The organism is Minwuia sp. IMCC3060 (genome assembly GCF_029909435.1).
In the GTDB taxonomy this organism is placed as follows: Bacteria; Pseudomonadota; Alphaproteobacteria; order Minwuiales; family Minwuiaceae; genus Minwuia.
In genome coordinates this window covers 2826858-2841711 of record NZ_CP123782.1, presented here as the reverse complement: position 1 = coordinate 2841711, position 14854 = coordinate 2826858, and the positions used below count along the sequence as shown (strand labels likewise).

General features: G+C 65.2%; 9 protein-coding genes. 7 read left to right on the top strand and 2 right to left on the bottom strand.

What is annotated here, in order from left to right:
- Positions 1-30: 30 nt before the first annotated feature.
- From QGV54_RS13325 to QGV54_RS13295, 7 genes are all read left to right on the top strand, one after another.
- Positions 31-918, top strand: a complete 888-nt coding sequence (locus tag QGV54_RS13325; RefSeq protein WP_281016356.1) for an EamA family transporter — start codon at positions 31-33, stop codon at positions 916-918.
- A gap of 61 nt (positions 919-979) precedes the next feature.
- Positions 980-1738, top strand: coding sequence for a methyltransferase domain-containing protein (locus tag QGV54_RS13320; RefSeq protein ID WP_281016357.1), 759 nt, complete (start codon positions 980-982; stop codon positions 1736-1738).
- Positions 1735-3309, top strand: coding sequence for a sulfatase-like hydrolase/transferase (locus QGV54_RS13315; RefSeq protein ID WP_281019960.1), 1575 nt, complete (start codon positions 1735-1737; stop codon positions 3307-3309). Before QGV54_RS13320 ends, QGV54_RS13315 begins: the two co-directional genes overlap by 4 nt.
- A 211-nt stretch (positions 3310-3520) precedes the next feature.
- Positions 3521-6808: a hypothetical protein gene (locus tag QGV54_RS13310; RefSeq protein ID WP_281016359.1), complete on the top strand. Its 3288-nt coding sequence runs from the start codon at positions 3521-3523 to the stop codon at positions 6806-6808.
- Complete coding sequence (locus QGV54_RS13305; RefSeq protein WP_281016360.1) at positions 6808-7536, top strand: hypothetical protein; 729 nt, start codon at positions 6808-6810, stop codon at positions 7534-7536. Before QGV54_RS13310 ends, QGV54_RS13305 begins: the two co-directional genes overlap by 1 nt.
- Positions 7533-8036 carry a hypothetical protein gene (locus QGV54_RS13300; RefSeq protein ID WP_281016361.1) on the top strand — a complete coding sequence of 168 codons (504 nt, stop codon included), beginning with the start codon at positions 7533-7535 and terminating at the stop codon, positions 8034-8036. The genes QGV54_RS13305 and QGV54_RS13300 overlap by 4 nt, the downstream gene beginning before the upstream one ends.
- A complete protein-coding gene (locus QGV54_RS13295) occupies positions 8033-10267 on the top strand; it encodes a hypothetical protein (RefSeq protein ID WP_281016362.1) in 2235 nt (744 codons plus the stop codon). The genes QGV54_RS13300 and QGV54_RS13295 overlap by 4 nt, the downstream gene beginning before the upstream one ends.
- A gap of 33 nt (positions 10268-10300) precedes the next feature.
- On the opposite strand, the gene QGV54_RS13290 is transcribed toward QGV54_RS13295, so the two are convergent.
- Positions 10301-12784 (bottom strand): heparinase II/III family protein, encoded by a 2484-nt coding sequence (locus QGV54_RS13290; RefSeq protein ID WP_281016363.1) that lies wholly within the window; start codon positions 12782-12784, stop codon positions 10301-10303.
- Positions 12784-14853, bottom strand: coding sequence for an HD domain-containing phosphohydrolase (locus tag QGV54_RS13285; protein ID WP_281016364.1), 2070 nt, complete (start codon positions 14851-14853; stop codon positions 12784-12786). Before QGV54_RS13285 ends, QGV54_RS13290 begins: the two co-directional genes overlap by 1 nt.
- Position 14854: the final 1 nt, after the last annotated feature.

Genomic DNA, 14854 nt, shown 5'->3' with positions numbered 1-14854 from the left:
ACCGTCTCCTGTGAACCACAGAGTGCACTGATGCCACAAGCGACTACGCGTGCAACCCTTATCGGAATTGCGGCGGTTCTCTCCTGGGCCCTGCTCGCCCTGATGACGGCTGCCAGTGGATCGGTGCCGCCGCTGCAACTGACGGCGATGAGTTTCGCGATAGCCTTTCTGATCGCGCTGATGGTCTGGGGCCGACGCGGACAGAACCCGCTGCGACGGCTGCGGCACCCACCGGCGGTATGGCTGCTGGGGGTTGCCGGGCTGTTCGGATATCACGCCATGTATTTCGTGGCGTTGCGCAATGCACCGGTGGTGGAGGCGAGCCTGATCGCCTATCTCTGGCCGCTGCTGATCGTGCTCTTCTCGGCCCTGCTGCCGGGGCAGCGCCTGAAGGCCATTCATGTCGTCGGGGCGCTGCTGGGGTTCACCGGCGCGGTGCTGATCGTTGCACGCAAGGGACTGCGCTTCGATCCGGCATTCCTGTCAGGCTATCTGGCGGCAATGGCCTGCGCGCTGATCTGGTCGAGCTATTCCGTGCTCAACCGCCGCTTTGCCGAGGTGCCGACGGATGCCGTCGGGGGCTTCTGCGGCGTTACCGCCATCGGCGCGCTTGTGCTGCATCTGTCGTTCGAGACCACGGTCATGCCGGTCGGTATCGAGTGGCTGGCGATCCTGGGTCTTGGTCTGGGGCCGGTGGGGGGCGCGTTCTTCCTCTGGGACCATGCCACGAAGCGTGGCGACCTGCGCGTGCTGGGTGCCGCTGCCTACCTTGCCCCGCTTCTGTCCACGCTGGTGCTGGTGGCTGCGGGGCAGGCGGTGGCGACCTGGCAGGTCGGGCTGGCGTGTCTGCTGATCACGGGCGGGGCGGTACTGGCCAGCCTCGACATGCTGCGTCGCGCGCCGCATGATCCCATCTGACCCGGAAGCCGCTGGATCCTGGCACGGGATGGGAACCTGATACGGGGACTGCAGGCGACACATGTGGCGTCCGGACATCATCGACCTCAGCCAGTTCTATTCGGCACCTCTCGGGCACCTGGTCCGTCGCCACGTGCGGCAGTCGCTGGCCCAGCTCTGGCCCGATGTGCGCGGACAGAAGATACTGGGAATCGGCTATGCCACCCCCTTCATCCGGCCGTTCCTGGAGCAGGCTGACCGGGTGATTGCGGCGATGCCCGCCAACCAGGGTATCCAGCACTGGCCCCGCGAAGGTCCGAACCGTGTCTTTCTGGGTGACGAGCTGGAGCTGCCGCTGCCGGACCAGAGCATGGACAGGATCATCGTCGTCCACGCGCTGGAGACGACGGAAGCGGCCAGGCCCCTGCTGCGCGAGATCTGGCGGGTGATGGACAGTGGCGGACGTGCCCTGTTCATCGTGCCGAACCGTCGCGGACTCTGGTCACGGGCGGAGCATACGCCGTTCGGACACGGCCATCCCTATACCACCGGACAGCTTTCACGCCTGCTGCGCGCCAACATGTTCCTGCCGGAGCAGACCAACATGGCACTGCATTTCCCACCGCTTGGCTGGCGACCGCTGCTGCGCGCCAACAGGCTGTTCGAGCGTGTGGGAACACGGGTCTGGCCGGGTTTTGCAGGGCTTGTGATGGTCGAGGTGTCAAAGCAGGTCTTTGCGGTCACGCCATTGCGGGAAAAGCGGCGCAGGCGCATCCGCTCCGCCCCGGCGCTGGCCCCGGCGACACGTACCAGCACCAGGGACGGAGACAGCGACCGATGACGCGGCCGAAAAACATCCTGTTCATCATGGCGGATCAGTTGCGGCACGATTATCTCGGCTGCACCGGGCATCCGACCCTGCGCACCCCGGTGATCGACGCGCTGGCGGCACGTGGTGTCCGTTTCGCGAACAGCTTTGTCCAGGCGGCGGTCTGCGGTCCGTCGCGCATGTCGTTCTATACCGGGCGCTACGCGGTCAGCCATGGCGCGACCTACAACAACTATCCGCTGCGGACCGACGAATGGACGCTGGGCGACTATCTGGCACCGCTGGGTCTGAGGACGGCGCTCGCCGGCAAGACCCACATGAAGGCGGATGAGGCCGGGATCAGGCGGCTGGGGCTGGATCCCGCGACGGGCAGGGGACAGTTCCTGGCCGAATGCGGCTTCGAGCCCTTCGACCGGGATGACGGCCTGCACCGCCTGGCCCCCTACGTGCCGGAGGTGGCCTACGAGCATTATCTTCGGGCACAGGGCTATCAGGGCACCAACCTCTGGCACGAGGTCGCGAATTCCGTGCAGCGCGATGACGGGGAGGATCCGTCCGGCTGGCTGATGCGCAACGCCCGGTTCGCCGCCGTGGTGCGGGAGGAGGACAGCGAGACCCCCTACATGACCCGCCGCGCAATGGATTTCATGACCCAGGCCGGTGAGGCACCCTGGTGCCTGCATCTGTCCTATATCAAGCCGCACTGGCCCTATATCGCGCCCGCGCCCTATCACGCCCGCTACGGCGCGGCTGATGTCCTGCCCGGAAACCGGGGGCTGGGGGAAGAGGCGCCGCATCCGGTGCTGGACGCCTTTCGCCAGCACCCGGAGTCGATAGCCTTCCGGGAGGATGAATGCCGCAACACCGTGATCCCGGCCTACATGGGGCTGATCGAACAGATCGACGACCATCTGGGCCGCCTGTTCGACTTCATGGAGCGGAAGGGTCTGCTGAAGGACACGCTGATCGTCTTCACCAGCGATCATGGCGACTATCTGGGCGACCATGGGCTGGGGGAGAAGGAGCTGTTCTACGAGGATGCACTGCGCATCCCGCTGATCATTGCCGACCCGTCGCCCGCTGCCGATGCGACGCGCGGCACGGTCGTCGAGGAGATGGTGGAGGCCATCGACCTGATTCCCACCTTCATCGAGAGGCTGGGCGGCGCGGTTCCGGGGCAGCGGCTGGAAGGGCGCTCGCTGGCACCGTTTCTGCTCGGGGAGGCCCGTACCGAAGACTGGCGCGATGCGGTCTTTGCGGAGTGCGACTATTCCCTGCGCCATGCCCGCAAGACCCTGGACCTTGCGCCCATGGACGCCCGGGCCTGCATGATCCGGACGGGGCGGTGGAAATACATCCACCACGTCCGCTTCCGTCCGGAACTCTACGACCTGCAGAACGATCCTCTGGAGCAGCAGGATCTGGGGACAGACCCGGGGCATGGCGACATTCGTGACGGATTGCAGGCGCGGCTGTTCGACTGGCTGTACCAGCGCCGGACCCGCGTCGGCATCGGCGATGACTGGATCCGCGACTCGACCGGCATGGCGTTCCAGCGCGGTTACCGCTTCGGCTACTGGTGAGCCACGTTCACTTTCTTGCGAGCGGGCAATGAAGTGTGACAGCGCTCTCGTTCGCGATTTTCCTGACGAATAGCCTTCGCCCCCTGCCTGTTGCCCGCCTGAAAAAATGTGCACGTGTGGGTTGGTGAGTCTTGCAGTTGTGCGTTGCAACAGTAAAACTCCGGGTTATCCATCTCATGACATGCAGGTCGGTATTCAGGGGATTGTGCGGATGGACAACGGGACCGTTGTAGATTTCTTTCGTGGGGCCTTGCTGACGGCGGGACTCGTGATCCTGGCGCTTGTGCCGAACGGCGCGCAGGCCCAGAGTGCGCCTACCCAGATCGAGCAGATGGGCGAGCTTGCTGCGGGAATCCAGGACACCATCGAGACCAATCGGGGTCTGATCAACAGCATGCGCGAGCATGAGGAACTGTTGTCGGAGCAGTTGAACCAGGCCATCGATTCCGGCCTCAACCTGTCGAACGCCATCATCAACAAGCAGCTTGAGACGCTGTTCATCAAGCTGCGGGCGGAACAGTTCGAACGGCTGCAGAAGATCAAGGGTTCGGCGGACCGGATCAAGAACAGCCACAAGGTCTATACCCTTGTGAAGGACATCGTGGACGACACCAACAAGCAGGGCACGGGAACTGCCGTGCTCGGTGCAAGCCTGAACATCCTCGCCACGACGAGCAAGAATCCCTTCATCGCCAACGCCCGCTCGGTGCGGAAGCTGTCGGAACTGGGTGTCATCACCATCTTCGACGTTCCTCGCCGCCAGGAGGTTCTGGCAGAGTTCAGGGAAGAGGTGCGGCGCGCGGAACTGCGCGACCTGGAACTGACCGAGCGACTGGTGGAGAACCTGCGGGAGATCCGTACCGGCCTGACTGTGGAGGGGCCGCGTCGGCTCGATCTCTGGGGTGTCCAGTTGCAGGACGCCGCCGTGCGCGACCCGAAGCGCGTTGCCGCCCTTGGGGCTGAACTGGACAGCTTCGAGCGTGGTTTCGACAAGGCGATCAGTGTTGGTGGCCTGATGCGGCCGATCGTTTCGGTCAAGGCCAGTCTGATCCCGGTTGCCCGCCGCGCCCATGAAGCCGTCAGCGAGGCGACCCGGGAACTGAATGCGCTGCGCCAGCGCGACAATGCCCTGGGGCAGGAGGCGCTGGCCGCGCTCGCCATCATCTCGCGGGAGGATCGCGACCTCCGGGACCAGATCGATGCCGCGCAGCAGCGGGTCAGCGCCCTGTTCGACGAAATCCGCCGAACCGGCCTGGAACGTCCGGAAATATCAAAGGGGCAGGTCAATTTCCTGAAGGGACCCGCCTACACGAACCGTGGCGAACTGGTGAAGGCCCTGGACGCGTTGCAGGCGCTGATCGATGAACTGCCGAATGCGATTGCGCAGCGCCAGACCCGACGCGCGCAGCAGGCCGGTGGCAACGTCGTGCTGGTGAACATGGCCATCGACATGGGCAGGACGCAGCGTCTGGCCGCGGACCCGCTGACCCAGCGGATGACCGGTGTTCCCCATGCGGTGCCCTTCGTGGTGATGGGACGGCACCAGATCGACAGCCGCCGCGACTGTCGTTTCCAGGTTCAGGTGCGTGATGAACTGGTGGAGCGTATCCGGTCCCAGCGGTTCTTTGATTCCGGTCCCAGCTTCGGTATCCGGCCGCAGCTTTCCGGTACCCGTTTCACCAAGGTACACGACGGGATCGTGAGCATGATCCAGGGGCGCGAGATCGGGACCGATCGGGTCGTGGCGACCGCCAGGGCGCTGGTCGACTTCACCCAGCGCCCGACCGTCACGGGCGATTCGGCCACCACCTGCCGTGATTTCCTGCCGAGAATGGATGACATCACGGACGAGGTCAGGATCGACGTCGTCAAGATCACCGATGTCGAGATGGTGCTGGAGTCCTCGATCAGGGCCGATGGCAACATGCTGGATCAGGACCGTGACCTGGATGCCTTCATCAGCCTGGACGACGATGTTTCCGCCCTCCGTACCGGTTTCCGCATGGACCTGATCTCGGTGGAGCTGACCGCACCGGACGGCGTCAGCCGCATCGGGCGTGGAACCCCGCTGTCCTTTTCCGGCGTGGGTGACTTCAACGCGGCCCAGGACGGGACGGGTGTCGCCTTCACGGCGCTGCGCCCGGGCTCCGGTACCTACACGGTCTTCATCGAAGACGATCTGGGCGACAGGTATTTCGAGAAGACCCTTGACCTGACGGCGAACGGCATCGGGATGGAGGTGGAGCCGCTGACCGCCGCCGCCGAGTTCTTCGACCCGGTCATCGACCTGGTCACCCAGAACGCGGTGCGTATCATCGTTGATGGCCCCGCCCGCATGTCCGGCTATCGCGTCAGGTGGAGTGCGGACAACGGCGTGCAGGTGACCACGCCGTTGGCCCGGTTCCGCAGCCAGGGCGGCGTTTCCGTGGCCTCGACCTCACTCACCGCGACGGACCTCGCGGAGGCGACGGGCAAGCGATACAATGTGACCGCCGAACTGCTGTCACCGGACGGCGTCATCCTGGCCCGCGGCAGCAAGGAAGTGGTTGCCAGCATCGTCGGCAATGACCTGCGCCTGGTGGCGAAGGACACCAATGTCGGCATTGCGGCGAAGGACATCTTCATTCCTGCCCGGCGCAATGATTTCGGCCAGTTCGGCGTTCAGGTGCTGACCGGTGGCCCCAGGATCGAGGCACCGCTGCGCTTCTTCGATGCGCGGGTGATCGGCAACGGCTTCCTGCGCTTCGACGGCGACACCCTGCGCGCAAGCTTCGATGCACTGGGCGGCGGTGCCGACACTTCCACCCGTGACACGGGAAACTTCGTGGCGCGGGTGGCGCCGCAGGAGGTTTCGCCCGGCAGCAGCCCGCGCTTCATACTGCCGCCACGCCGGTCCAACAGCGATTCGGCCTTCGTCACCGTGAACAAGCTGAACGTGAAGCAGCGCGAGGGCGGCAATGGCATTCAGACCGTGCTGGAGGTCTTCGGCCCTGCCGACATGGCGTCCTACCGCGCCCGTTTCGTGCTGCGTGACGGCGGCACGATCGACGGCACCTTCGAGAAGGGTGATGCGGCGGCGGAGGCTGTTGCCGAGGTCGCGCCCGATGCCGTGCGCGCCGCCCAGGTGATCGCACAGGGCGGGCGGGTGCTGGGCGAGTTCCGGCTCGGCGACGACGGTCCCGTGCTCGGGCCGCCGCAATTCACCTTCCGCATTCCCAACACGGCAGCGCCGGGACAGTCGGTGGTGATCTTCGCCAATGTGCTGAATGTGCCCTTCGACGACGCGGGGGACTTCGACTGCCGTTGGCAGGCCGATCCGGCCTTCGGGACTTTCGACAGGTCCTTCGTCACCCTGGCACCGGTCAGCGGCAATGCAGGACTTTGCGTCAACACGCTGACCATAGCCGATGACCCGCAGCTGATTGGCCGCGAAGCCCCCATCGAGGTGGAACTGATCCGCATCGTCGGTGATGTCTCCCGGGAAGAGGGGGCGCAGTGATGGTCAGTTCTCTCTTCCGGGCCGCAATCAGGGCCGGCTGCGTCGGCGCACTCCTGTTCGCGGCCGGACCCGTCCTGGCGCAGGGCGGTGAGGTCAGTGTCGGTACCGGCAAGACCTCGATCCGTATCGTCGCACCCGGAACCGGCGGCAACAACGTGACTCGGCTGCAGACGAACAGGCAGTTCGTCAGCCGGGTGCTGAAGCAGGTCACGATCATCAACGGCAACAACCCGCTGAACCAGATCGACCCGGTGCGCAACAACAATGGACAGGTGTTCGCGTCTCTGGAAGATGCCGTTAACGCGAACCAGGGTAACAACAATGGCGGCGGTGGCGGCGGACTTGCCAATTGCCAGGGCGTCACGGTGCAGATGCAGGCCAGCGGCACGGCACCGCCCGATTTCCGCTTTGCATCGCTGGATATCGACCCCAACACCGGCGACTGCACGGTCGTGGCTGACGGCAGCACGGGTTCGGCCCTGATCGCACAGATCCCGGCGAATGGTGGGGTAGACTTCACGGCGGCGGAGGTGTTTCCCGACAGGCTCGTCGGCCTGTTCGAGTTCGATCCACCGGGTGCAATCGATGTTGATGTCCCGCTCGACACGCCGACCACGGTCACGATCAAGGCGACGAACGGATTTACTGTCCAGATCACGGTGACGGTCTCCGCGCTGGGCGGTGGTGAGTTCAGCTTTACCGTCAATGCAATCCAGCAGGTGGCATGATGGGAAAGACCGGCATTCTTCTGATCCTGAGCATCCTGTTCACGACGACCCTGCTGGAGGCACGGGAACTGCGGCGGCTCAATCGGATCCAGACACCGGACCAGTCCGCGGCGTTGCTGCCAACGGGCGCTGTGCGGGTGGCCCGTGTGAACCCGGTGCCACGGGCAGAGGTGGAGCGGTTCCTTGCCGATTTCGCCCGCGACTGGAATTCCGGCAACCAGGGCAGCTATGTCGCCGACGACTTCGTCGATCGCGCCCGGCTGGTAGAGAACCAGGACATCAAGGTCCCGCGCGATGCGGTACTGAGGATCCAGGCGGTGCAGGGGGTGCAGACCGTGCAGCAGGCCCGGCTGACCACCGATGACGGTGAGCGTCGTATCGTCAGCACGGTCTCGGCCACCGTGCGGACCCGGATCGAGTTCACGGACCAGACGCTGGGCTTCGTCGTGCTGACCGGAACCAATGACTTCGTGATGGAGTTCCAGGAAATCGACGGATGAGGGAAGGGGCGGGACGTATGGGGGTGAGGTTGCGCCCGCTCGTCGTGGCGGGAGCCGCTGCGGTTGCTCTGGAAGGCGCAAGTGCGCAGGAGGCACTGGAGATCGGCCAGTATGGCGATCCCCTGCCGGAATGGCGCATCGACGGGACCAACACGTTCCGGGCGGAACAGTCGGGGGTGGCCGGTGACGCCAGCGCCAACCCCAATCCGGACAATGCCTTCGATTTCTTCGACGAGGTGCACCTGAACCTGGAACGGCGCTACTCCCCCTGGAATTTCCTGCGCGGCAGTTTCGACGGTGTCGTGAACAGTTCGGAGTTTCGCTCCGCCAATCGCGGCATCGTGCCGGAGCGCGCGAACCTGACCTGGACCAAGGGTGACGGATCGGTGCCACTGCGCGCGGAGGCTGGCGATTTCTTCGGTTTCTACAGCTTTCGGACCCTGCAGCGTGCGCTGAAGGGTGGGCAGCTTGAGTTGCAGCCCCAGGTCGGATGGCTCGACGGTACCCATTCCCTGCAGTTCAGTTCCGGTTCCAATCAGCAGACCTATGTCGGCAGTGCCTTCGAGAACTGGTTCGACGACTATTTCAATGGGGCGTCGTGGCTGACGGAGAACGGGGGCAGCACCTACTCCTTCAGCCTCGTGCATGGCTTCCGGCAGGCGGATGGTGCCACCCCTGACCGCAATCAGGTGACCGGCAGCTTCGCCGGAGTCCATGATCGGCGGGTCGGCAGCCAGATCCTCAGTTTCGAGGGCGAGATGGCGCTGCTGAACGGGGACATCGGCAACGGCGGTGCCGGCCAGACCGACGCACTGGACTATTCGGTGCTGGCGCAGGTCAGTGGCCGCTCCGAAAGCTCTCCGCTTACCTACAGTTTCCGCTTCGACCAGACCGGGGCGGAGTTCCAGCCGAACGGTGGTGTCGTCTCCTCCGACCGCCGCACGTTCGACCTGCGGGCCGGATACAGGCTGGAGAACGGGCTGGCACTGCGCGGTCGCCTGCAACAGTTCACGGACGCCTTCACGCGTGCCAACAGCACCGACACCCAGGTTGCGGGCGTGACGGTCAGTGGCCCTCTTCGGCTGAGCGACAGCCGTACCGTCTCCATGACCTGGGACAGCTTCCTGCAGGATGTCGAGAACGACAACAGCACCACTGAATCCCTGACGGCCTCATCCCGTCTCGGCCTCTCGGCACCGATTGCCAGCGGCTGGACCGGGCGGGCCAACCTGTTCTACCAGCACGTGGACGATCAGGCGGCCAACACGCTGGCGACGACGCGGGAGGTGGCGCTGAACGCGACACATGGTCTGGAACTGGGCGGGTTTCGCGGCAGCGTGACTCCGGGCCTGCTCTGGCGGCTGATCAAGGGTGCGGGCAATGACGAGGCAGACTTCGGCGCCACGCTGGCGGCCAACATGTTTCGCGGCAACCATTCTCTGAACGCCAACTACCGTTTCCTGTTCCAGGATCAGGCAGGCAACAACGTGCTGGAGTCGGCAGCGCATACCCTGTCCGCCAACTATGCCTACCGCACAGGCCCCCACAGTTTCGGTACCTCGGTGGATCTGTTCCATCGCCAGCCGGAACCAGGCGGGTTCACGTCTGCCTATCGGGTGGGCGTCTTCTATACGCTGGCGTTCCAGAAGGCCACGGCGGAAGACCGGCAGGCTGCGCAGGCCGCCGTCTCCCCGTCGCTGATTCCGATTGCAGAGGGTGAGTTTCCGGCGGAGCTGGACCTGATCGACCTGACACCCAGCATGTCGCTGGCCGAGGCACGCGGGCGCTTGCAGGCTGCCGGGATCAGCGGAGGCGTCGAACAGCCCGGCGCGGTTGTCTATCAGGCGGCCTATCTGCCGCAGGTCGCCAATCCGCAACGGATTGCCCTGCTGCATGACGGGGCCCGACTGGTGAAATCCGCTGCCATCTTCGATCTGGTGGCAACCGGAGATCCTGTCGGCGTGCAGCAGGTGTTCCAGGATATCCAGCGCATCCTGATCCAGCGCTATGGCACCCCGGAGGTGTTCGAGCGTGGTGAGTTCGGTGCCGATTTCGTGCAGCAGATCAACAGCAACGAACTGATCCGCATCAGCGAATGGCGCACGCCGGAGGGCACGCTGCGCCTCGGCTTGCCGCGCCGGACGGACGGCACCGTGCGGATCGAACTGCAGTATGCCGGACGTTTCCCGCCGCCCGGCCAGACGCGCTGGAGCGTTGAGCAGGTGTTCTGATCGGGGGCGGGTGGAACGGCGGGGCGATGCTGGCTAGTTCCGTCCACCGAGGCGCAGTTTCACGCTCTGTGCCTCTATCGGTTCGGGGGGTGGAACGGCGCAGGTTGCCCGATCGACTGCCGCACCGTCGATGTTCAGGCTGACCTTGCCATCGTCGATGGTACCGGCGTAGCGCCCGACTTTGAAACTGACCCGACCGCTGCCTGTCATCCGCGCCGTGGCGTCCGTCGCCCGACTGTCGCGGTCCAGGTCGATCAGGGTCAGCATGTCGAGTGACGGTGTGGCGCGACGGCTGGTGAAGGCGGCGTGAAACTGGTCGACGGGGGCGATGCCGTTCTTCGTCCTGGCCGGAAACGGGAAACCCTTCGACTGTGCCAGTTCCAGGTCCGGTCCTGCGAGCACCTGAATGGCGGCGCGGGCAGCGCCATTGCGCACGACGGCGAAATTCCTGTCGGTGTCGGTCAGCGGCTCGGCGGCATGGAAGTTCCATTCCCACTTTCGTTCCCTGTCGGCAACCATCCGGTCAGCGACGAGCACCCGACCGCCGGGCAGGGAAATGAGGGTCCGCAGCGCGCGGCTGATGCCCTGGCCATAGGCGCCGGACGCATCACCGCGCATGACCACGACCCCGCCACAGCGCCAGTATCCCAGCAGGCGGCCCCTGGCGCCTGGATCGTCGATGGGTTGCCCCATCCCACCGTCGAAGGTGATGGCGTTGTGTGCCCGCGTCTGGCGCGTCCAGCCATCATGATGCTTCGAGCGGTAGTCGTCGTAGTAGCCGCTGTCGAGCAGCAGCGGTTGCCCCCGTCCCATGATGGTGAAGGCGTTCTGGTCGGCGTGGCTGTGACTGAAGGAGCCGAACTGGCTCGACTTGAACAGGACCGAATAGCGTTCGGGGTCGCTGATGTCGGTGTGGATCACACCCCAGCCGATGTCGGGGAAGATCGCTGCATCGGGGATGGCATCCAGTTGCAGCGCGGGGTCGGGGTTGTCGCTCTGATCGCTGAACAGCCGGGGCCACAGCAGGGCATTGGTCAGTGGCGCAGCCTTGCCTGTCCGGGCCACCAGATGGGATTGCCAGCCGTCCAGCAGCGGGTCCGCAAAGGCACCGCGACCGCGTTCGGAATAGAGTCGGGCGATCTCCGACCAGAGTTCGGGACGCAGATACTCGCCGCCGTCGCCGAACCCTGTATAGGCGACACCCGGCGGGGCGAAATAGGTCAGGAACTCCGCAAAGTTCCGTACCCATGCGGTATCGAAATAGGGAAAGCCGGTGCTGTTGTGGATCACGTCCCAGCTGTCGACGTGATTGACGAATTCCCAGACGCCGTAGTTCACGCCGTTGGAATAGCCACCGTCACCGCCACCCCAAGGTGTCACGATCATGGAGATGAGGGGGTAGCTGTCGCGGAACCAGAGCCGGGCGCGGTCGGAATCACCGCTCAACAGTGACGCGATGGCCAGCACATGGGTCATGATCTGGAACCCGTGCGAACTGAGTGCGAACTGCTCCAGATTTCCGTGGTCGTTCAGCATGAAATAGTCGAAGGCCGGTTGCGTCCTGTCCTCGATATGACGCTGGACCCGAAGCTGGGTCTGACGGTCCATGTCGCTCTTCAGGATGTCGTAGGCACGGGCCACGGTCTTCGCCAGCCGGATGTTCAGCAGGTCATTGCCGTCGTGGCCGGTGCGGCCCAGCGGGTTCTCCCCGATCAGGTTGTCGAGATAGAGCAGCGCCACCTGCGTCGCCTGCCGGCGAACCGCCTGCTGCCGATGCACCTTCGCGACCGCCAGGGCATCGTCGATCCTGCGCATGATCTGGCGAAGGGCGGAACGGCTGCCGTCGCTGCGCTGCCGGGCGAAGGCCTCGGCTTCCGGGGCCTCCTTCAGAAAGCGGCGGGCGACGGTCTCGAACACCTGCCATTGTGCCGGGGTCAGAAGCGCGGGGTCGAACCGACCGCTCGCAGGGTCCGCAGGCAGTGACCGCGGGCGCTTGCGTGCCTTGGCGCGGTCGAAGGCGTCCCAGACGGGCGGGACGGAGAGGTTTATTCCATCCTGTCGGACTTCGAAGATCCTCGGTGTGGACCAGCCTTCGGGATCGGCGACCCGGCTGCTCCTGTCGGGCAGGGGGCGACCGTAGGAATCCAGCCGTCGCACCTGCCAGGTATATCTGCCCGGTTCCATCGGACGGTCGGGCCGGAACGCGGTTGCCTGCGTCACGAACTGCATGTAGCGCTGGCCGTCGCGCGCGATCCGGACCTCGAAACTGTAGCGGTCCTGCCCCGAACGCCAGCCGAAGGCCGGTGGGTTCTCCAGCGCGACCAGATTGTCCTCCGGCATCTCCCGCATTTCCTTGCCACCCTGCGGGGTGATCCAGTCCTGCAGGCTGCGCGGCAGGGTCGGTGGATTCTGGTGCGGGTCGTACCAGCCGTCCGCGACAGCCGGGGCAGGGAGACCCGCAGAGAGACCGGCGGTCAGAGCCGTACCGACAACCAGATGCCGTAACAGGCTCCGCATCAGTTGTCTCCGCCGGACTCCGCCTCTGCGGCCGCGTCATTGGCTTGCACCAGCGCCGCAATGACCGTGCGCCGCCAGGTCTTCTCGGCTTCCGGCCAGAGCTGTTCCAGTGCCTGCTCCGGCGTGCGCGCGGCCCGATGGGCACGTTCGCTGATCAGGGCAACATAGGCGTTCGCCAGGGAGACGATCTGGGCCGGAACCAGCAGGTTGTCGCCACTGACCCCGTTCGGTCGACCACTGCCGTCCAGACGCTCCTGCATCTGACGCAGGGTCTCGACCACCGGTCCATCGAAGGGAATACCCTCCACTAGATCTGCGGAATGCAGGATGCTGTCGCGGACCTCGGCCAGTTCATCGGGGGTCAGCCCCTCCGTCTTGGTCAGGATCGCCGGATCGATGCGCAGCTTGCCCAGGTTCATCAGGCGTGCGGCGGTTTCCGCTGCCACGATCTGCGGTCTGGGCAGCTTCATGGCTTCGGCCATCCGCCGCGAAAGCCGTGCAACCCGATGCGAATGGTACGCGGCAAACTGGTCACGGGCGTCAATCAGATCGACCAGGACGTTGACCAGCGCATCAAGCTGTGCCGCCCGCGCTTCCCGCTCCACGACGATCTCGGTCAAGTTCTCGGCGACAATCAGCACGCCATCGTCATCCAGCGGCACATGAATGCGCTGGATCACGGAACGATTCGCCCCGGCCCCGTGGTCGTCCACGTACCGCATGGTCTGATGGCCTTCCCGCACCATGGCGTTGGCCGCATGCAGGGGGGCGCTGCCGCCGGGGCCGAGCAGGTTGATCAGCGGCATGCCCTCCGCCTCATTCGCCGGGATACCGATGTGGTCGAAGGCGGCGCGGTTGCCGAACAGTACCTTCTCCTCCCGGTCGACCGCTGTGATGCCGTTGGGGACAGCGTCTGCCACGTTGCGCAGCAGACGGCTCAGGCGGTCGGATTCCTTCAGTGCGACCGACAGGTTGCTCGCCGCATCCGCCAGCCGGTCGCTGATGGCGTGACGCCAGACGGCGACTACAGTGGCGGCTGCCAGCAGCAGCGCCAGCAACAGGGTGCCCGAGATCAGCCAGATGCGGCGAATGCCACCGGACAGGGCCTGGTCGCTCGGGATCTGCCGGATCAGTGTCCAGCCGGTACCGATGATCTGTCGGCTGACCGCCAGTACCTCATCACCGGCATAGCCGACGAAGCTGCCACTGCCGGCCGGCATGCCCTGCAGGGCGACCGCCGCCCGCTCGGCCATGGAGGCCGGGATCTGGCGCGTGAGCGGCGCGGCCCCGTCGTCGAGAGGACTCAGATAGCGGATATGGCTGTCGTTGAAATCTGTCAGGAAGGTCTCGGCACCGCTTGTCGTGTCGCCGGGTTGTTCCAGCCGATGAAAGAAGTCATCACCGAGCGGTCGGATGGCCACAAGCAGGCCGATCCCGCCATCGGTGCTGCCTTCGGGGGCGCTGATGGCACTGAACAGCGCGATCATGGCCGTGCCGTCACCCGCCGCGAACGGGGGCGAAACCCGGACCTGGCCGGGTCGCAGACTGTCCGGCAACAGGGATGTCGGATCAGGTGCGCCGGGGGTCTGGGCGACAATGTTGTTGCTGGCATCCAGCAGGATCAGACCACCCTGGGCAGACGTATCGTGGCCAGCCGTCGCCACCTGACCGCGCGGCGACAGGTAGCCGCCACGTTCTGCCTCTGACGTCATCAGCCCTTCGATATAGAGGCGGCTGCTGTCGGTTTCCTCCCGCGCCAGTTCCGGGTCGGCAAGGTCGACCAGATGGAACTGCACGGTGCGGTTTGCCGCCAGTCGGAGCACTTCGCCGCGACGTTCGTTGAGCCAGTCCTCCACGGCCGCCTTGCGACTGTCGGCCACCAGGCCCAGGCGGATCTCCCATTCGGCAGTCAGGCGGTCACGTTCACTGTCCGCGAACCAGACAATGCCCAGCACCGCCACGATCGCCACGAGCAGCAGCGCCACAAGGGCCCGCGCGGCGCGCCGACGCATCTGGCGCCGGTCACCGCCTATGGCATCGGAAATCGCGGAAACGCTTGTTTCGGTCATG

Excerpts from the sequence above, each read along its gene's own strand:
- QGV54_RS13315 (WP_281019960.1), top strand. The coding sequence starts at position 1,735 with ATGACGCGGCCGAAAAACATCCTGTTCATCATGGCGGATCAGTTGCGG.
- QGV54_RS13295 (WP_281016362.1), top strand. The coding sequence starts at position 8,033 with ATGAGGGAAGGGGCGGGACGTATGGGGGTGAGGTTGCGCCCGCTCGTC.
- QGV54_RS13325 (WP_281016356.1), top strand. The coding sequence starts at position 31 with ATGCCACAAGCGACTACGCGTGCAACCCTTATCGGAATTGCGGCGGTT.
- QGV54_RS13305 (WP_281016360.1), top strand. The coding sequence starts at position 6,808 with ATGGTCAGTTCTCTCTTCCGGGCCGCAATCAGGGCCGGCTGCGTCGGC.
- QGV54_RS13290 (WP_281016363.1), bottom strand. The coding sequence starts at position 12,784 with ATGCGGAGCCTGTTACGGCATCTGGTTGTCGGTACGGCTCTGACCGCC.
- QGV54_RS13285 (WP_281016364.1), bottom strand. The coding sequence starts at position 14,853 with ATGACCGAAACAAGCGTTTCCGCGATTTCCGATGCCATAGGCGGTGAC.
- QGV54_RS13300 (WP_281016361.1), top strand. The coding sequence starts at position 7,533 with ATGATGGGAAAGACCGGCATTCTTCTGATCCTGAGCATCCTGTTCACG.
- QGV54_RS13310 (WP_281016359.1), top strand. The coding sequence starts at position 3,521 with ATGGACAACGGGACCGTTGTAGATTTCTTTCGTGGGGCCTTGCTGACG.
- QGV54_RS13320 (WP_281016357.1), top strand. The coding sequence starts at position 980 with ATGTGGCGTCCGGACATCATCGACCTCAGCCAGTTCTATTCGGCACCT.